The sequence below is a fragment of the Acinetobacter sp. GFQ9D191M genome (genome assembly GCF_011174875.1).
Taxonomy (GTDB): Bacteria; Pseudomonadota; Gammaproteobacteria; order Pseudomonadales; family Moraxellaceae; genus Acinetobacter.
The window spans coordinates 42897-62314 of the sequence record NZ_JAALGV010000077.1; the positions used below are offsets into that span (position 1 = coordinate 42897).

The following is a 19418-nucleotide window of genomic DNA, read 5'->3' on the forward strand; positions in this document are numbered from 1 at the left end:
ATTTTTCAGGGGAAACGATGGCAATTCATGTTATTCAGAGTCAACGCATTGATGTGCTTTTGGATAGTATGCTGCGTATCGTTAATCAGAGCGCAAAAAATCCCTTGGCTGTGTTACAGCCGCGGCATTTTATTGTGCCATCTCCTGCAGTCGAGGCCTGGCTGACCCAAAAAATTGCCGAGAAAAAGGGCATCAGTGCCAATACCCAGTTTCATCATCGGATCCGTGCCTTTCAGTGGACTTCCTATCAGTGGGTGCTGAATAATCCCAAAGAAGTCGAACAGGTTCGTGAAGCCAATATTCCCCGAATTATTATTAAATGGCGGGTATTTCAGGCATTACGTAAATGCATTTTGCCTGAGCAGATTCCATTAGAGATCGATCATCCACTGTATTCGATTATCAAACGGATTTATGACAGCGCAGATCGTCTGGAACAGGGCATAGAGAAGCAGCTGAAAAAACAAAGCATGCTGTACTGGGTATCCGAACAGGTCTCGCGCCTGTTTAGCCATTATATGGATTACCGTGGTTATTGCGCGCGGAATTGCCCACCACAGGAATGTCGTTGTCCCACTAACTGGCTGGCGTCCTGGGGGCAGGATATTGCGCTCGATGTTGAGCATATGATCTATATTCCTAAAGATGAAAATGGCCATGAAATTCCGGTGGCAGACTTCGTCAAGATTCAGGCACGCGAACTGGAAGCCTGGCAGCGCTGGTTGTGGCAGCATGTCTTTCAGGATGATTATGCCAAGATTCTGGACATCGAACAGATGTACTGGGAACGTCTGGAAAATGAAGATACCCAGGCACATGCTTTAAAACGCTTACCACAACAGGTCGTGGTCTTTACCTTGCTAGAATTGCCACCGAGTCAGCTGGATTTCTTGCGCCGTCTCGGTCAATACATCGATATTTATATTTTCCACTTTAACCCGTCACAGGAATACTGGGCCGATAGTGTCGATCCAGACTGGAAAGCACGTTATGACCTTGGCGTGCAGGAACGTTTCATCAAGAAATTTGAAAAATCTCAGGGACGTTTGCCGACTGATACCGAAATCCAGCATTTCTTTGCAGCCTTTCAGTTGAACTTTAATGCCGAAGACCGAGAATCGCGTCATCCCTTGCTGACCCGCTTTGGCAAGCAGGCACGTGATCATTTCTCGTTATTGTCCAAACTGTCTTCAGGTGAAGAAGGTCTCTGGGCCGATGCTTTCGTGGATGAATATCAGGATAAGTTACTGGCCAAAATCCAGTCGGATATTTTGTACCTGCTGGAACCGGAAAAACACCAGTATCCGCTCAAACCCGACGATGATTCGGTACAGATTCATGTCTGTCATTCCTCACTGCGCCAGCTGGAAGTCTTAAAAGAACAGATGATTCACTGGCTGGCCCAAGGCACGGAAGATGCCCCACGTCAGCCGAGCGATATTCTGGTGCTGGCCCCGAACCTGAAAGAGCTGGAGCCGGCGATCCGGAGTGTCTTTGCACCACCACCGCGAGAACGGGAAGGCCATAGCCAGCGTCTGCAAAAAGACAACCTATATCTGCCAATCCAGATTGCCGGGGTGTCCCGACTCGATGTCAGCAATGCCTGGCGCGCGGTACTGGGCCGGATTCAGCTGGTGCATCGACGTTTCAGTATCGAAGATTTTGCCGACTGGCTCAGCCTGAATGCGACCCAGCAACTATATGCGCTGGACTACGCGCAAGTTGAGCGCATGTTGCAGTTACTGGGCGAAGCGGGCTTTAAACGCGGTCTGGATCAGCAGCATTTACAGCAAAGCCTGACTGCCGGTGATGAAGACTACCGCTTCAGTTTTAAGTTTGCGCTGGATCGGCTGGCACTCGGGCTTGCAGTTCCGGAACATGCCCTGTTTCAGGATACCTTAAGCTATGCTCGGGTCTTGAGTAGTGATTTTCCTCTCATTTCGACTCTGATCCAGATTTATCAGGATCTGGTACAGCGCCGTGACTGGCTGATTTTGCATGAACAGGGACAACGTACCCCGGTAAAAACTTGGCTGGAATATCTGCGTGAAGACTTGAATGAGTTCCGTGAAGCCGGGGTTGAGTCCTTAAAGACGGTCGCAGAAATCATTGACAAGCAGATGCGGATGCTGACGTTGGCCGATTACCATGATCAGGATGATCCGCAGGCCAGCCAGGAGCTGGTCGCCTTAAGTCTGCCATTGCCTTATGTACTGGAAGAAATTCAGAATACGTTGGAGATGCAACTGGATCAGGCCGAGCCGACCGGACAAATTACCTTTAGTCAAATCGGCCAGATCCGTCCGTTGCCGTATAAGCTGGTGGTGATGCTGAATCTGGATACCGGTAAATTTCCGAGCCGGAATCAGCAGGTGCCATTTGACCTGATGAACAGTCTGAAGCCGCAGTTAGGGGATCGTTCCCGTCTGGATGATGACCAAGGCGCTTTTCTGGATGCATTGCTACTGGCACAGGACAATTTATGGCTGTTCTATAATGGCTTTGATGTTGATGATGGTGAAGCGCGTGATCCATCCACTTCATTGCAGGAACTGATCCAGCATATTGCCTTGATTTGCCAGTCAGACCAGCCCGATGCTGAAGTCGATGAAACGGTTGAGATGAATGGTTTGAGCGTGGCCAAGCATATCCGTCAGCTCTATCATGTGCATCCACTACAGCCGTTCGATCCGATCGGTTACGTCGAATCTCATACTCCACGTTATCAGACCCAGTGGTTTGCTGTAGCAGAATATATTCGCAGTGCAGAGGGCAAGCGCAGCAGCTGGATCAATGCCCATTATCCGGCCTTGATGCAGAAAGAAATCCGGGTGCTGAAAGGGGATGAGTGGATTCGTGACATGATTTTCCCAGCACGTCTATTCCTGAAAAGTATCGGTGTTTCCAGTGTGAGATATGCCGATCTGCCAAGTTCACGAGAACCCTTATTGCTGAATAAACTGGAACAGTATCAGGTCCGTGATTTCCTATTACAACAGGATCAAGAGATTGAGCCACAGCTGATGCTGGACCGCTTGCCGGTCGGAAAAACTCAGGAAGCGACCTGGCTCAGCAGTCAGCAGGAACAGCAATCGCTAAAAGAACGTTTATTGCAGCTGAATAAAGAGCTGACACCTGTAACGCAGCAAACTTGGCAATATAATCCTGAGTTGCTGATCCATATTACCTTGCCACAAGTGCCGCACAGCAGTTACTGGCTCAGCATGCAGTCATCTTCGGCCTCAGAAAAACGTCGGGCACAGGTCTGGCTGGAATATTTGCTCTGGCTGGCCTATCTGAACAATGATGAACTGTCTCCGCAGCTGGAACGGATTGTCATTTTCAGTAATAAAACCCTGAAGTTCTCCGGGCTGCGTTCTAGTCAGGCACGTCATCATTTACAGGCTTGGTTGAAAGCCTGGGAAATCGGACAGACCCAGCCGCTGGTATTGCCTGCCGAATTGCTGATGAAAAAGGCCTGGGAATGGACCGAAAATGAACAGGGACAGATCACCATTGCCGAGATGCAGGAACTGCTAAAGGCTTGGAACAACAGCTATGAAAGTGCCAAGCCTTTGGCCAGCGATGAATCCAGCCAGCTACATCAGGACTGGCAGTTTATTTTGCAGGATCAGGACCCGGATCTGGCCTTGCAACGCTGTTGCCATGATTTTGCCCATGCGCTATATGCACCGATTCATGAACATCTGGAATGGATAAAAGAATAATGACCATGTTACCCAACCAGAACAAAAAGATTTCAACCAATCCGATTCAGGACATGCGCTTTAGCGGCCTACACTGGATTGAAGCCTCAGCGGGGACGGGTAAGACCTATACCTTATCCAGTTTGATGGTACGGATTTTTCTGGATCAGTATTATCCGCATCAGGTCATTGCCACAACTTTTACCCGTAAAGCCACAGCTGAACTGAAAAACCGGGTGCGTCTCAGGGTTGAAGAAACCTTGGCCTTCATTCAGCGCCATCAGGAACTCAATTCGGTTCAAATCGCAGCCAAAATCCAGACTGAATCCGATCCACTATTTCAGCAGGTATTAAAAGATTATGGCTCACGCATGGACTATGCCCGGCGCCGTCTGCGTCTGGTACTGAACCAGCTAGATGAGCTGTTTGTCGGGACACTGGACAGCTTTAGCCAGAAATTATTACGTGAATTTGCTTTTGAAAGCGGCAAGATTGAGCGGGCCGAACTGACTGAAGATCAGGACCTATATATCCAGCAGCTGATTCATGATGTGCTGCGGGAATGGATCCAGCAGCAGCCGCAATATATGGTCAATCATCTATATCTGCAAAACCTGTTGAAACCAGTAGAACATTATATTGGACTAGTTCGTGATGCTCTAAATTTCCGTGTGCAATACTTTCAGAAGGTAGAAAACGTCGAATGGGATCTAGCTGAACTAGAGCACTGCATTCAGCGCCTGTTCGATGTACATGAACATGAAATTGAGATCATTCGGGAGTATTGCCAGAATTCTCCCAAGTATTTTCATAAGAGTTTTTTCACCAGATTAAGCGATGTCTGTGAAAACTTTATGACCTGGATGGCGGCACTCAAAACTAAAGGTGTGATGAGCTTTTTTGATCCAGAACTGCATGCGATCTTATTGAATCTGTGTTATTTGCGCCGCAAGAAAACCGATTTTCAACCGGTCTCAATGAAGCAAGTATTTAACAAAAGCTGTCCGGAAGCAGAGCAGCAGAAGATTCTGCAACATAGCCTGATTCAGGCCATTGATGGATTGTGCGAAGTCAAAGAGAAGATGGATGCACAGTTGAAGCAGCTGACCACCTATCTTGAATATCATATTATTCGCAGTGTGCAGAACCGTCTGCCGCAAACCTTGCAAAAACAGGGTGAAACCACATTTTCCCAACAGATTCGAACCTTGGCTGAAGCTTTACAGGGACAGCAAGGTCAACGCTTTGCCCAGTTTGTACAGGCACGTTATCCACTCATTCTGGTCGATGAATTTCAGGATACCAATCAGGATCAGGATGATCTGCTGGCTAAAATCTGGCGTGATCCGAATCGGGTCAAAGCCGGTTGTATGATCATGGTGGGTGATCCGAAACAGGCGATTTACGGTTTCCGTGGCGGCGACATGCTGACCTATAACAAGGCGCGTGCCGATGTGCTGCAAAAGCAGGGCCGTGAATATACTCTGATCCAGAACCATCGCTCGGTAAAACCTCTGGTCGAGGTGGTGGACGCGTTGTTTCAACGCCAGATGGATTTTGGTGAACAGGTGCATTACACCCTGATTCAGGCGGGAAGCCGGCCACATCCGGATTTAATCGATAAAACGCTGAGTAATCCGTATCCACTACGCTGGATTCAGCTCGGTGAACAGGACGTTGAAGCCGATCAGGTGGTCTGGAAAATTCGCCAGTTATTAAATCAGTCTGAACAGCAGCAACTATATTTCCAGCAGGGCGACAACGTTCAGCACTTAAAAGCAGATGATATTGCAGTCCTCAGTTTTGGCCATTATGCGCTGGAACAGGTCAAGCAGCGTCTGCAACGCATGGGTATTCCCTGTTATAAGGAATCCAAGCAGAGCGTCTTTGCCAGCCCGGTGGCTCAGGATGTTGCAGCTGTTCTGACCGCGATCATGGAGCCTTTTAACGAGGCCAAAGTCAAACGTGCCTTATTGACCCGCTTATTAGGCTTTAACCTGAAAAAGCTAATCGAACTGCAAGAGCAGAGTGAAGGTCTGAGTCGTTATATTGCCGACTTTGATGCCATCCGGGAAATGTGGTTTGAAAAAGGATTCCTGACTGCCTGGAATTATGCCTTAAACCTGTTTCAGGTCTGGACTAATCTGGTTGCAAGTCAGAGTCTGGACAATGAACGGGTTGTGGTGAATTTACGTCATCTGACCGAAATTCTGTGCCAGCAAAGCGAATATTATCAGGGTGCTCAAAAGCTGTATCACTGGTATCTGCGTCAGTTGCAATCACCTTCCGGCAAGGACAACGAAAAAGAGCGCAAACTCTCTGGCGATCATGGGGTACAGCTCTTAACCATCCATGCTTCCAAAGGTCTGGAATTTAAAGTCGTGTTCCTGTTGGGTGCCGATGCATCTTTTGATGTAAATAAGGGAAATCTGAACTTTTCCCTGTCAGCTGCAGAAAATGTACTGGAACAATCCCGGGTGATTGCAGTTAATCATAAGGACTTGCATGAGCAGGCGATTTTGCAAAATGCGGCTCGGAATGCCGCAGAAAATCACCGGCTTTGGTATGTGGCACTGACCCGGGCCAGTCACCGGGTTTATGCCATGCTGCAAGATCAGAGCGGACAAGCGGATTCAGGTCTGGCGTTCTGGCGTGGACAAGGTGAGGCGGTCTTTCAGCATGCCTTAAGTCTGCTTGAACCACCTCTGGCTTCTGAGCCGCCTAGAATTGTGGCAAAACAGACAGAAGCACCGTTACAGATGCAGGCTCATCCTTTACCGGAGCGACAGTTCTATCCGCGGACCAAAACCAGTTTTACTGCACTGTCACAGCATCTCCCGCATCAGACAATATTGCAGGATGATCTGGTCATCGCTTCTGAACGCTCAGACAGTGCCGCAGATGAAATGAATCTGCTGGAACTGGAACAGCAGGCAGCCAGTCAGCCACTGGACTGGATCAAGCTAAATTTTCCAAAAGGCACGGTAGCCGGAACCTTCCTGCACAGTATTTTTGAGCATATCGATTTTCAGGATCGCAGTTACTGGAATCTGGAAATCCGTCGCCGTTTTAAAAATACAGCGCCACAGATCTGGCAGGAACTGAAAGAGAAATTTCATCAGGCCTTTCATGTTCATTCATTGTTACAGCAGGCATTTACTTCGGGCTATCAGACGGCCTGTGTGAATTTACAGACCCTGTTCAGTCAGGTGGCTCGTCAAGGTCACATGCAGCCGGAGAAATTGCAGCAGAGTATGCAAAAAGTACTCTCCAGCCTGAATTATAAAATCCTGACCGGAATTCGCCTGCATGATCAGAGTGAAGTTTATCGTCAGGAATGGCAACAGTTTTTCCGTTCAGCTCAAACATTCGATCACTCTGAATGGTTGAACTTCTTAGGACAGTTTCAGTGCTATTTTACAGAACTGGATGATGAACCTTTTATCCAGTTTTTCGAACAGGAAATGGCGCAGATGACGCCTGCTGAGACACCAGCGCAACTGGATGTAGAAACCGTTTTTCAGCAGGCATTCGATCATTTCATTGATGAGATGATTGAAGATCTTCTGCTCAATCGGGTTCATGACTGGCTCAAAGAAATTCTGGCTGCACCCCTACAGGAAGACTTCAGCTTGGAGCAGTTGCAGCAAGGTACTTATTTGTCTGAATTCCCGTTTTACCTGTCTTTAACCGATGTGCCGTTACAGATTCGTCAGATCCAGCAACTGTTTGCCGAGCATGATATTCTCATGCCTGATTTTAATGAGGCAAAATCGGCACGCTATCTGACCGGTTCTATCGATTTGGTTTATTTTGATGGCCAGCGTTATCATATTGCCGATTATAAAAGCAATTTTCTCGGGCCGGATCAGCAGCATTACACGGCCGAGGCCATCCAGCAGAATATGACCCACTTCAGTTACTGGCTGCAAGCGGCCTTATATCTGGTGGCATTGCATCGTTATCTAAGCGTGAACATGCAGGGATATGACATGCAGCAGCATCTGGGTGGGGCGACTTATCTGTATTTGCGCGGTATGAATGGTCAGGCTGAACAAGGCGCTTATCACTGGCAGCCTGGTCTGGAATTTATTCTGAAACTAGATGAAATTTTGGGCTATTTTGAGCAGAAAAAATCAGCATAATTTTGATGATTTATAAAATTTTAAGAGCTTAAACAGAAGATTATCCTGTGGATAACTTTGAGGATAACTGTGTGGAAAATGAGCAAATTCACGTGTCTCAGCAATCAGCCCATTTAATGGCCTGGATTGACTATCTATGTCAGCCACCGTTCAGTTCGGCGACCTTTGATGCTGCCGCAAAATTGCTGATTCAGCAGCTCCTTGAAGCGATGCAGGAGGGTAATAGTTGTATTCCGGCCAGTGCCGAGCAAACCGCTCTATTGCATCATTTGGTATTGGATCGTAGCCAGCAGGCTCAAGGCATTGCACCTTTTATTTTTGAAAACCAGCAGTTGTATTTATACCGCTACTGGCAGCTGGAGCAGGCAGTCGCTACAGAGATCGCCCGGATCAAGTCTCAAGCCATCATGCCGGTTGATTTAAATGAGCGTGATCGTAATCTCCTGACAGATCCACAGCAAAAGCAAGCGCTGGAAATGGTCGCCAAGCAGGGGCTGAATATTATTACCGGTGGACCAGGAACTGGTAAAACCTACACCTTGGCACATATGATTGCTGTACTGCATGAAGCCTTGCCTAATATCCGGATTGCGATGGCCGCTCCGACGGGTAAAGCGGCGCAGCGGATGCAGGAAGCCTTGCAGAAAGCTTTACATAGTGAAAAATTACAAGCTTTTGAGCTGGAGACTTTAAAGCAGGTTCAACCTGTTACTTTGCACCGCTTACTGGGCTTGGGGCGGTTGGGACGCCCCCGGTTTCATGCCAAGCAGCCTTTGCCTTATGATGTGATCGTGGTCGATGAAGCATCCATGCTGGACTTAAGCCTGTCACAGATGCTCCTTGCTGCAGTGCCAGATTCAGCCCGCTTAATTCTGTTAGGCGATGCAGACCAACTGGCCTCCGTGGATGTCGGCACTGTACTGGCAGACTTGCAGCAGACTTCTGTTCTGGCAGATAACCGGGTCAATTTAATCACGACGCGCCGTTTTGCCTCAGGCGCCCGAATTGGTGCGATGGCACACTTTATCCAGCAGGAGCATGTTCCAGCATCAGTTTTAAACCAGTTTGAACAGCAAGTGGTTGCTGCGAGTGAGCTGCAAGTAATTGCACTGGACCAGGTAGAGATTGACCAGCTGCAACTGCAATATTTGCCAGAAATAAACCCAACTACAGGTCTCCAGTTAGACCAATATTATGGTCAACTGATGTATGGCTATCAGGCTTATGCAGATGCGATCAAGCTGGCTCAGGATCAGGCTGATTTTGATCAATATGTGCAGCAGGCAATTCAGCACTTTGATCATTACCGGATTCTCACCGCAATCCGGCATGGTGATCTGGGTTTGAATAAAATCAATCAGCAGATTGAACAGCGTTTTCTGGCTAGTGTAGGCAAGTTAAAACAGGGCGACTGGTATACCGGTCGACCAGTGATGATGACTTATAACGATTATCAGCTGGGTCTGTCCAATGGTGATATTGGCATCTGTTTCTGGAGAGAACAAGAAGGACAGTCACAATTTGAAGTGTATTTCCCGAGCTTAGAAAAATGGGTGCTGGCGACCCGCTTACCGAAAAGTATCGAAACGGCATTTGCTTTGACGATTCATAAATCGCAAGGTTCAGAATTTACTCATACGGCTGTAGTACTCGATCAACAGGCCAAAAATTTGCTGAGTAAGGAACTGATTTATACAGCGATTACCCGGGCCAAAAAAGTTGTGAGCTTACTGGTAGATCGCGACGCGTTTACACAAGCGCTATGCGTCAGAACCACACGAAAGAGTGGCTTAAGCGAAAAAATACTTGAACAATGCAACAATCTATTGGCAAAAAATAAATAATTGTTGTAGGTAAATGCTTACATGGATTCAGGAAATTGGCGCATGGAGCTTTTACTCGGTTTTTGAGAAGATTGGTCACACAAAAGAACTCAACACGGAAAGTTGGGTATAAATCGCATAATAAGAACAAGAATGTCACCAGACAGCGAACTTACAGTGAAGTAAGTGAAAGAGGAAACTTACAGCCGCTAAGCCTTGTAGTTTTGGGAGAGACTACAAGGCTTTTTTATATCTGCCGTTAATGGAATTTTGCCGTAATCTTATAGTTCAATTAAGTTGGCAGAATAAGTAAATTTAAGTAAATAGTGTAATTAAAAGATATATAAGTGTAATATTTTGCAAATTTCGATGACAATTTTGTACGCAATGGCTTACAGCGAGTGAGGATAAATGCCTCTATGAGCATTTCGACAATATGGCAAAATCTACCACACAAGGAAGTTATTTTTAGTCAGGAAGATTTGAAAATAATAAAGCGTAAAACGCACTAAAAAAACAATAAATAAAAAATAATAATAGAAGAAACTACAGCGCGAAAAAGCCCGAGTTTACTCGGGCTTTTTTTTATCATTTATTTCTAAGCGCGACCAGAAATATTTTAAATATAAAAAGATCAGTTAATTTCTGCAGTTATCTAAACAGCTACTCATAAGCCAGATCAAGTCCAATTCCTGAAATTATGTGTAAATTGAACCATATGGAATTTATTCATATCAGTAAATAATCCAAGGCAGCTGGTAGCCGACACCCTCAAAATTCATGATCTATTTTTGCAATCTGACGCAATTTCCCTTAAAATATGCAACTTGCTGTAGTGATGCACGGCAGTCAATGTATTGAATTCTCATTACTTTGATTTTTATCAAGATATATAAGCATCTCGGAGAAATCGAATGGCTTTAACAAACGCAGATCGCGCAGAGATCATTGCTAAATTTGCTCGCGCTGAAAACGACACTGGTTCACCAGAAGTTCAAGTAGCTCTTTTAACTGCTCAAATCAATGACTTACAAGGTCACTTCAAAGAGCACAAACACGACCACCATAGCCGTCGCGGTCTGATCCGTATGGTTAACCAACGTCGTAAGCTTCTTGACTACCTAAATGGTAAAGACCACGGTCGTTATGTTGCATTGATCGGTGCTTTAGGTTTACGTCGTTAATTCGATTTAAACTTTATTTTCGGGTCTATTGCATGCCTTGTGCTTTATTACTGAAAACTAAAGTCGGTTTAGCCTTTGGCTAGATCAGGGGAAGGGGCGAATGTTCGCTCCTTCTTTGTGTTTAAAAATAGTGTTTATTTCTGGTGAGGTCGGCTTCTAAGCTTTGTCATTTACCCGTCCATTTGGATGTGAATGCCAAACCTTAGGGGTCTCCACTAGAATAAAATCAGGAAAAAATAAAACATGTCGATGTTTAATATTGTTCGTAAAGAATTCCAATTTGGCCAACATCAGGTTGTCCTAGAAACAGGTCGTGTTGCGCGTCAAGCCAATACCGTATTGATTACCATGGGCGGCGTAACTGTATTAGTTGCTGTTGTTGCTCAACCAACTGCTAAAGCAGGTCAAGACTTTTTTCCACTGACTGTTAACTATCAAGAAAAACAATACGCAGCTGGCCGTATTCCTGGTGGTTACGGTAAACGTGAAGGCCGTGCATCTGAAGCTGAAACGCTGATTTCACGTCTGATCGACCGTCCAATTCGTCCATTGTTCCCAGAAGGTTACTATAACGAAATCCAGGTGACTGCGACTGTTGTGTCTTCTGACAAGACTATGGAAGCTGACATTGCAGCAATGCTGGGTACTTCTGCAGCACTTGCGATTGCAGGTACACCATTCCGTGGTCCAATCGGTGCGGCACGTGTGGGTCTGATCAACGGTGAATACGTTCTAAACCCAAGCTTTGAACAATTGAAAGAAAGTGATCTTGATCTTGTCGTTGCAGGTACGGAATCTGCAGTACTGATGGTTGAATCAGAAGCGAAAGAACTTTCAGAAGACCAAATGCTGGGTGCAGTATTGTTCGGTCATGATGAAATGCAAATCGCGATCCAAGCAATCAAAGAATTCGCGACCGCAGCTGGTGCGAAAGAATCAACTTGGGTGGCTCCTGAGAAAAACGAAGACCTTCGTGCAAAACTGAAAGAAGCATTCGAAGCGAAAATCTCTGAAGCATATACCATTGCGGTGAAACAAGACCGTTATGCAGCACTTGATGCACTTCAAGCAGAAGCACTCGCTCAGTTCGTTCCAGAAGGCGACGAAACTGGTCTTGCTGATGACGTAAACGAATTATTTGAAGATCTTAAATACCGTACCGTACGTGACAACATCCTGTCTGGTAAACCACGTATTGATGGTCGTGATACTAAAACTGTTCGTGCCCTTGATGTACAGGTTGGCGTATTAGACCGCGCTCACGGTTCTGCATTATTCACACGTGGTGAAACTCAGGCATTGGTAACTACTACTCTGGGTAATACTCGTGATGCGTTGATGGTAGATACCCTGGCCGGTACTAAAACTGATAACTTCATGCTTCACTACAACTTCCCTGCATATTCTGTAGGTGAAACAGGTCGTGAGTCTGGTCCTAAACGTCGTGAAATCGGTCATGGTCGTCTGGCTCGTCGTGGTGTTCAAGCTGTGCTTCCAGCAGCTGACCGCTTCCCGTACGTGATCCGTATCGTATCTGACATTACTGAATCTAATGGTTCATCTTCAATGGCGTCTGTATGTGGTGCTTCTCTATCATTGATGGATGCCGGTGTTCCACTTAAAGCACCAGTTGCGGGTATCGCAATGGGTCTGGTGAAAGAAGGCGAACGTTTCGCAGTTCTTTCTGACATCTTGGGTGACGAAGACCATCTTGGTGATATGGACTTTAAAGTAGCGGGTTCTGCCAACGGTATTACTGCGCTGCAAATGGACATCAAGATCGAAGGTATTACTGAAGAGATCATGGAAGTTGCATTGAACCAGGCTTATGCAGGTCGTATGCACATCCTGAACGCGATGAACCAAGTAATTTCACGTGCTCGTCCAGAAATTTCTATGCACGCGCCGACTTTCCAAGTGATCAACATCAACCCTGACAAGATCCGTGACGTGATTGGTAAAGGTGGTGCAACGATTCGTCAAATCACTGAAGAAACTAAAGCTGCGATTGACATCGAGGATAACGGTACAGTACGCGTATTTGGTGAAACTAAAGCTGCTGCACAGGCTGCGATTGCAAAAATCCAGGCACTGACTGCTGAAGTTGAGCCAGGCACAATCTACACAGGTAAAGTGATTCGTATCGTTGAATTCGGTGCATTCGTGAACATCCTGCCAGGTACTGACGGTCTGCTTCATATTTCTCAAATCTCTAACGAACGTATTGCCAACGTGGCTGACGTATTGAAAGAAGGTCAGGAAGTGAAAGTACAAGTTGCTGACGTTGACAACCGTGGTCGTATTAAATTGACCATGAAAGACATCGAACAAGCATAATTCGATGACTTTTTAAGTCTGAAAAAGCCTGCATCATGCGGGCTTTTTTATTTGGACAGATTCTTTATTTAAGAACCGAAATCATTTAATAATCACATTGTAGATAAAACGGATGATTAAACCTTATATTGAAACATTCTTGGTTGAGAAAGCTGTTCTCATTTAGGTAAGCGGATCGGCTTCAGAGTTTTTCAGCATGCGATAAATCTCGTCTTTCAGTTTTAGTTTTTTGCGTTTAATCGCATCGATATCATCATTGATATGATTGACTGGATCGAGTTCAAGCTGACTAATCTGTTTGTCCAATTCACTATGTTCCTCAAACAGTCGGGCAAAGTACGGATTTTCCTCACGTAATTGCACAATTAAATCACGGTATTCTGGGAACATATATTTGATCTTTTTATTGCAGTCTTTGGTTTTCATAGGGATATTTATCACTCAAAAAATAAAAGAAAAAAGCAAAATATGCCCTAGTCCGCATTGATCTAACTCAAGCAGACCGGACATTAAAAGGCATTACTTGAAATGCAGATGTTTCACCTCACGACGTAATTCCTGCACTTCATCAATGAGATCCAGCATCATGGCAACGGCACTAAAGGAAGCATCAAAATCACGCTGCAAACGGTAAGCGCGTTGTGCACGGGTGATATCTTCCCCGAGGAAGGTACCAGGATGCGTTTTAGAACGGTTCGGTAAAATTCCATGTTCAATGAGTTGCATCACCCATTCCGGACTTTGGCCACATGCTTCAGAAAAGTGGAACAAATCAAAGGTACGATCATCCATGATTTCAGAGGGGATATAACCGTTGGAAAAGTTTTCTCTATATTGAATTGTAGTCATAGCTCTACTCCTTAAACAGCCAGGCTTGAGACATTCAGAAAGGAAGGTCGTCCTGAAGTAGGGGAATGCCATAATATTTTATGGCCGCTGCGCTGTGCCCTAACGGTATGGGATGCTAGTTGAACCAGCATCCTGCCTAGAAGAGGAACTCCTATCCTATGGAAATCCTGCTTGAACCTGAACAGCTCAGTCTGATCAGGGAAACAAAGATCTAGGCGGGCATCTGTTTTTATAGTTTTATCTGTCATTTGCAAACCATCCGCTGTTTGCAACACACATTTACCCATACCTATGAATTGAGGAATACATGTCGCATGAATACTCCGTTTCAGAGTCCTTAGCAGATTGAATTGCAGCTGAAGATAGATCATTGTGTGAATAAAAAATAACCGTCTTCAATTCATTATTATGAGTTTGGGTTAAAGGAAACAGTTTTTATTTGTACTTAATTGTTTCAAATCATAACCATTAAAAAAGCCCCTGAAACAGGGGCATGGAAAACTGACAAAAATTAGTATTTTATCCAGGTAACACTGCGTCCGATAACCGAAACGCCTACATAACCACGCAGGGTTAGGCGTTTCCCATTGGCGCTTAAACGCGCTTTACCTTTGTAAACTTTACCGCTGATTGGATCAAGTACCTTGCCATCATGGAATTCGCGAGGTTTTTTTGGGTCTGCCTTAAAATCCCAGATAAATGGCAAGCCAATAAATGGTTTATTCTTAAGCTGTCCTGGACATTTGCTACAGATTCCCAGTTTTTCTGCACCTGGCAGGCTGCGGGTTTCTACGATAATTCCCTCATAGCTACCATCTGGTTTTTTGCGGATTTCGACATCAGCACGAGAATAACCGGATTGATCATCGATAGTCTTCCATTTTCCCAGTAGTGGATCTTCAGAAGCAAGGCTTAAACCTGCTACTGTTGCCAATGTGATCCCCATCATTAAGCGACTTAAAATTTTCTTCATAACATGCCTGTTGATCAATGATTATTCGTATTAGACTTATTACTCTAATTTATTTATAAAATGTAACAAAATCAATAGTATAAATTGTGATGAGATTGGCATAAAATTAATGAATACATGTGAATTATCACATGACCTAAAATAAAAAAGCTCCTAAGGAGCTTTTCTTAATAATCTGAATTCGAAACTAGTTTTTAATCCAGGTCATATTGCGTCCGACCGGTGCACCTTCAGCACGACTATGAATGGCAAGATGCCTGCCATTATTTTTCAGGCGGGCACGGGCCTGATAAAGCTGTCCAGAAACCGGGTCGAGCAGAGTGCCGTTAATAAATTCATTGCTATGGTCGGGATGACTGCTCAGTCCCTTAAGCATTGTGAGTCCAATGAGCGGCTGATCCTTCAATGCTCCTTTACATAGAGTGCAAGTTTGCTGTCGAGCTGCCCCAGGAATCTCACGAACATGCACAATTTTGGCAATATAGCGATCCTGAGCATCTTTACTAATCACCACATCTGCCAGGGAATAACCAGTACGGTCATCAATGGTTTTCCAGTGGCCAAGTAATGGGTCACTGTTGGCGAACGCGGATAGACTGATGGTACTTGCTGCTGTAAGAATGATAGAACAAAGCAGTTTGAATCTCATTGCCACATTACCCCATGCTATTGAAAATATATTTAACTTCTTAAAGGCATAAAAAAATTATGGGATTAATATAGCGTGAAAAATACACTAAATACCAGTCAATAATCACATTAAATTAAGAAAAATGAATATGAGTTAAAAATTACGTTCATTCAGCATGATGAGAATGAGTAAGTATTTACGTGATAAGGAATGGGATAAAGATAATGATTTTAAGCTGTCCAAGCCTTTGATCTGGCCAGACAGCTTGCAGATGAGAATTTATAAAAAATGAGATTTATTCGACTTTCACCCAGGATACTGTTCGTCCGAGCATGGGTGTACCTACATAGCCACGAAGCGTCAGCACATTGCCTCGGGAATTCAGAGTTGCCTTGCTTTTATAGACATTGCCGGTTAGTGGATCGAGAATTGAACCATTAACGAATTCATTTTTCTTTTCTGGATTTGGTTTTAGACCTGATAAGACAGAGAGACCCAGAATAGGTACGTCTTTCAGTGCCCCCTTACATTTAGAGCAATGGGTATGTGCAGGACGATTTGGAATGGCATGGATACGAATAACTTTACCCTGATAAGTACCATCATTGAGTTTACTGATTTCAACATCAGCACGTGCATAGCCCGTTTTGTCATCAATGGCTTTCCATGTCCCCGTGATTTCGGCTGCATAGCTGAAGCTCTGCGCAGCACATAACATCACACCCATTAAATATCGAAATTTCATTTAAAATCTTCCACTTATTTTTTTTGATTTTTTTACTTTGAAAATACCGTTGATCTTCTGATTCTATCGGTGTGCAAATTTTAATCATGAGGCAAGCTTGAAATTAAGTACATTTGTCTTTTTTTTATGAGGAATTTTGGTCAATATTTTATGAAAATATAAAATGAAAAAAGCACTCAATATTGAGTGCTTTTTTTGAGTCGAGCAGGGGCTGTTATTAACTGAGGTGTTCACCAAACAGGCTCAAAGCTTCTTCAGCCGTAAAAATATAACGGCTATTACAGAACTGACAGTCCATCTCAATTGGATTCTGGAATTCTAAAGTTTCACGAACCGATTCTACACCAATCTGCTGTAAGGCAATCGCACAACGTTCTTTAGAACAGGTACAGCCAAACTGCAAATGTTCTACTTCTGGTAAGCGCACTTCTTCTTCGTTATATAAACGATAGAGAATTTCATTGGCCTCCAGAGTGACCAGTTCTTCTGTTTTTAATGTTTCAGTCAGCATGGTCAGACGTGGCCATAAGTCTTCATCGACACGGCGTTGTTCTTCTTCACTGTTACGCGGTAGCAATTGAATCAGCAAACCACCTGCACGGTTGTTGTCACTGGCCAGCACGATACGTGTCGGAATCTGGGCAGACAGGTCATAATATTGCATTAGACAGCCAGCCAGATTTTCCTGATCAAGCGGAACAATACCCTGATAACGCTCACCAAATTCAGGCTCGATATTGATAAACAGCACTGGATTAGTCAGTGATTTTAAAACTGTGCTGCTATCTTCTGCGGCCTGAAAATGTGGATCTTCTTCGTAATCCGCCAGTGCACGTACTTCACCGCGATGGTTACATTCAGCCATTGCCCATTTAAATGTGCCTGAAGCCTGAATTTGCAGGCTGATACGCCCTTTAATTTTCAGGGTGCTGGCCAATAGTGCAGTGGCGCTCAGCATTTCACCTAACAGGATTTTTACTGCAGGCGCATAGTCACGCTGGGCCAAAATTGTTTGTAAAGCTTCTTCAAGATGCACCACTTCACCACGAACAGGGCTATCTTCAATAAAAAAGCGTTGGCGTAAATCAGACATAAAATTCTCCATAACCCTGCTTTAATGGTGGCATTATTGTAAAACACAAGTTATGCCAGATCATCTCTTATGGCATCAATTCCTGAAGCGTTGTTGTCCTGTTGCGTGTCCGTATCCTGTTCTGGTATTTTTTTTAGCTGATCCTGAGCAAAAAGATACTCCAGTTCTGCCAGTGTATTCCTTGAGCCTGCGAAATTAAACGGACTCTCCGTATCCGGATGAAATTGACGATTGAGCAGTTTCTGATCATGAGTATGAAACTCATGGATCTTTTGTTGCGCCTGTTCTTCAGACAGTCCGCTCAGCTGAACTAGCAGACACTGACTTAGTTCTAGTGCAGAAGCATAGGTTTCTCGCCAGATTCGTTCCACGCCCAGCTCCTGAAGTAGATGGACATGATGCCGGTTACGTGCCCGTACCCATAAAGACATGTCAGGATAATTTAAGCGCAGATGTCGGACGGTCAGCAGTGAATCTTCAATATCATCAATGGCGACAATCACATGCTGAACCGTATCCAGATTTGCCTGAGCTAAAGCCTCTGGCTCAGTCGCATTGGCCTGATAGAAGGTAATACCGTAAGAGGTCAGCAATTCAGTTGCTTCGATATTGCTGTCCATTACACTGAATTTTTGCTGCTGTTGCAGCAAAATACGGGCAATGATCTGGCCAAAACGGCCAAAACCGATTAATAAAATTGGTGCGGTATTTGGTGGAAGGCTTTCAATGTCAAAGGTCGCTGCCAAATGATTTTGCCGATCCAGTCGTGGCAGAATCTGGTTATGCAATAACCAGTAAAATGCTGGTGTGAGTAGCATGGATAAACTTGCCATCCACATCAATGGGGAGAGCAGGGTTGGAGTAACGATCTGCTGCGAAAGCGCAATGATGAGTGCCAGAAAAGCGAACTCACCACTTTGTGCCACACTGGCGGCCAGTAGCGTACTGTTGCGCCAACTATGCTGATAATAACGTGCCAATCCTAAGGTAATCGCAAATTTAATCAGGATCAGCGAAAGTGTTCCGGCAATAATCAATACGGGTTGCGTCAGCACATCGGCAAACTGCAATGACATGCCCAGACTGATAAAAGCCAACCCAATCAATAAACCGCTAAAAGGCTGCAGACTCTTTTCAATCGAAATCCGGAAATCAGAATCTGCCAGTAACATACCGGAAAATAATGCTGCCAGGTACAGATTCAGTCCCAGCGTATCCATCAGGACTAGTAAGCCCAAGAAAATGACAATGGTAACAATGCTATGCAATTCATGACGACCACTTTTGGCAATCCAGCGATAGAGCGGCTGCATGAAATAGCGGTTACATAGAAATAAGCCAGTAAAGGTAGCCATCATGGCAGCAAAATAAGCTATGCCATGTTCTGTTGAACTGACCCCAGCAAAAAGCGGAATCGCTGCAATGATAGGAATTGCAATCAGTGCATGAATCAGGGTGTTGGCATAAGCGGATTGACCATAACTGGTCGCCAGTTGTTGCTGATTATTTAAAAACTGGGTCACCAACGTCATGGCAGAGAGGCTGCCGGCCAGTCCGATGACAATGCTGGAAACCAGATGCTGATCGAGAAAGAACCAGGCCAGCAGGCTCAAAATCAGGGCCGTGCTCAGTACCTGTAAAATGGCCATAAACCACAGGGGTTGCCCAAGCTGAAGAATTCGTTGTGGTCTGAGTTGCACACCAATCCAGAACATTAGGGCCAACAGGCTGATTTGAATAAAAGTCTGCATCACCTCAGGAGCAGAGATCAGCGCTAAGGCACTCGACCCAATGATTAAACCTGTCAGTAAATAGCCCAGCACTGTTGGCAGTCTGAGTTTATGGCTCAGTGGCACCATGAACAGTGCAATCGCCAGAACCAGCGCTATTTGTAACAGTATCGACATTTTTCCGCCTTAAATTTTATTTTC

The 19418-nt window shown here is 45.0% G+C and carries 12 protein-coding genes; 5 read left to right on the forward strand and 7 right to left on the reverse strand.

Annotated elements, in window-relative coordinates; translation table 11 throughout:
• Positions 1-17 precede the first annotated feature (17 nt).
• From G5T77_RS12080 to pnp, 5 genes are all read left to right on the forward strand, one after another.
• Positions 18-3728: an exodeoxyribonuclease V subunit gamma gene (locus tag G5T77_RS12080; protein ID WP_166134802.1), complete on the forward strand. Its 3711-nt coding sequence runs from the start codon at positions 18-20 to the stop codon at positions 3726-3728.
• The gene (locus G5T77_RS12085; protein WP_166134805.1) at positions 3728-7852 is read left to right on the forward strand and encodes a UvrD-helicase domain-containing protein; all 4125 of its coding nucleotides are present in this window, start codon (positions 3728-3730) and stop codon (positions 7850-7852) included. Before G5T77_RS12080 ends, G5T77_RS12085 begins: the two co-directional genes overlap by 1 nt.
• Positions 7853-7923: 71 nt before the next feature.
• Positions 7924-9696, forward strand: a complete 1773-nt coding sequence (recD, locus tag G5T77_RS12090; protein WP_166134808.1) for an exodeoxyribonuclease V subunit alpha — start codon at positions 7924-7926, stop codon at positions 9694-9696.
• An 893-nt stretch (positions 9697-10589) separates the two neighbouring features.
• Entirely contained in the window at positions 10590-10859 is a 270-nt protein-coding gene (gene rpsO / locus G5T77_RS12095; RefSeq protein ID WP_004637724.1) for a 30S ribosomal protein S15, read from the forward strand.
• 249 nt (positions 10860-11108) lie between these two features.
• Positions 11109-13196, forward strand: a complete 2088-nt coding sequence (pnp, locus tag G5T77_RS12100) for a polyribonucleotide nucleotidyltransferase (RefSeq protein WP_171505581.1) — start codon at positions 11109-11111, stop codon at positions 13194-13196.
• 162 nt (positions 13197-13358) lie between these two features.
• On the opposite strand, the gene G5T77_RS12105 is transcribed toward pnp, so the two are convergent.
• The 7 genes from G5T77_RS12105 to G5T77_RS12140 all read right to left on the reverse strand — a co-directional run bounded on the left by G5T77_RS12105 (position 13359) and on the right by G5T77_RS12140 (position 19394).
• Positions 13359-13622, reverse strand: coding sequence for a YdcH family protein (locus tag G5T77_RS12105; RefSeq protein WP_004781728.1), 264 nt, complete (start codon positions 13620-13622; stop codon positions 13359-13361).
• Positions 13623-13715: 93 nt separating this feature from the next.
• Positions 13716-14045, reverse strand: a complete 330-nt coding sequence (locus G5T77_RS12110; protein WP_004781729.1) for a chaperone modulator CbpM — start codon at positions 14043-14045, stop codon at positions 13716-13718.
• A 511-nt stretch (positions 14046-14556) separates the two neighbouring features.
• On the reverse strand, positions 14557-15018 hold the full coding sequence (locus tag G5T77_RS12120; RefSeq protein ID WP_004781731.1) for a DUF2147 domain-containing protein: 462 nt from the start codon (positions 15016-15018) through the stop codon (positions 14557-14559).
• 187 nt (positions 15019-15205) lie between these two features.
• Positions 15206-15667 (reverse strand): DUF2147 domain-containing protein, encoded by a 462-nt coding sequence (locus G5T77_RS12125; protein WP_166134811.1) that lies wholly within the window; start codon positions 15665-15667, stop codon positions 15206-15208.
• A gap of 277 nt (positions 15668-15944) precedes the next feature.
• Positions 15945-16394: a DUF2147 domain-containing protein gene (locus G5T77_RS12130; protein WP_166134814.1), complete on the reverse strand. Its 450-nt coding sequence runs from the start codon at positions 16392-16394 to the stop codon at positions 15945-15947.
• A gap of 217 nt (positions 16395-16611) precedes the next feature.
• Positions 16612-17487: an Hsp33 family molecular chaperone HslO gene (gene hslO / locus G5T77_RS12135; protein WP_004781734.1), complete on the reverse strand. Its 876-nt coding sequence runs from the start codon at positions 17485-17487 to the stop codon at positions 16612-16614.
• A 50-nt stretch (positions 17488-17537) separates the two neighbouring features.
• A complete protein-coding gene (locus G5T77_RS12140; RefSeq protein WP_166134817.1) occupies positions 17538-19394 on the reverse strand; it encodes a cation:proton antiporter in 1857 nt (618 codons plus the stop codon).
• Positions 19395-19418 lie beyond the last annotated feature (24 nt).

Bases quoted from the DNA above. Each gene is read 5' to 3' on its own strand.
- G5T77_RS12080 (WP_166134802.1), top strand. From the start codon at position 18: ATGGCAATTCATGTTATTCAGAGTCAACGCATTGATGTGCTTTTGGAT.
- G5T77_RS12085 (WP_166134805.1), top strand. From the start codon at position 3,728: ATGACCATGTTACCCAACCAGAACAAAAAGATTTCAACCAATCCGATT.
- rpsO (WP_004637724.1), top strand. From the start codon at position 10,590: ATGGCTTTAACAAACGCAGATCGCGCAGAGATCATTGCTAAATTTGCT.
- pnp (WP_171505581.1), top strand. From the start codon at position 11,109: ATGTTTAATATTGTTCGTAAAGAATTCCAATTTGGCCAACATCAGGTT.
- G5T77_RS12105 (WP_004781728.1), bottom strand. From the start codon at position 13,622: ATGAAAACCAAAGACTGCAATAAAAAGATCAAATATATGTTCCCAGAA.
- G5T77_RS12110 (WP_004781729.1), bottom strand. From the start codon at position 14,045: ATGACTACAATTCAATATAGAGAAAACTTTTCCAACGGTTATATCCCC.
- G5T77_RS12120 (WP_004781731.1), bottom strand. From the start codon at position 15,018: ATGAAGAAAATTTTAAGTCGCTTAATGATGGGGATCACATTGGCAACA.
- G5T77_RS12125 (WP_166134811.1), bottom strand. From the start codon at position 15,667: ATGAGATTCAAACTGCTTTGTTCTATCATTCTTACAGCAGCAAGTACC.
- G5T77_RS12130 (WP_166134814.1), bottom strand. From the start codon at position 16,394: ATGAAATTTCGATATTTAATGGGTGTGATGTTATGTGCTGCGCAGAGC.
- hslO (WP_004781734.1), bottom strand. From the start codon at position 17,487: ATGTCTGATTTACGCCAACGCTTTTTTATTGAAGATAGCCCTGTTCGT.
- G5T77_RS12140 (WP_166134817.1), bottom strand. From the start codon at position 19,394: ATGTCGATACTGTTACAAATAGCGCTGGTTCTGGCGATTGCACTGTTC.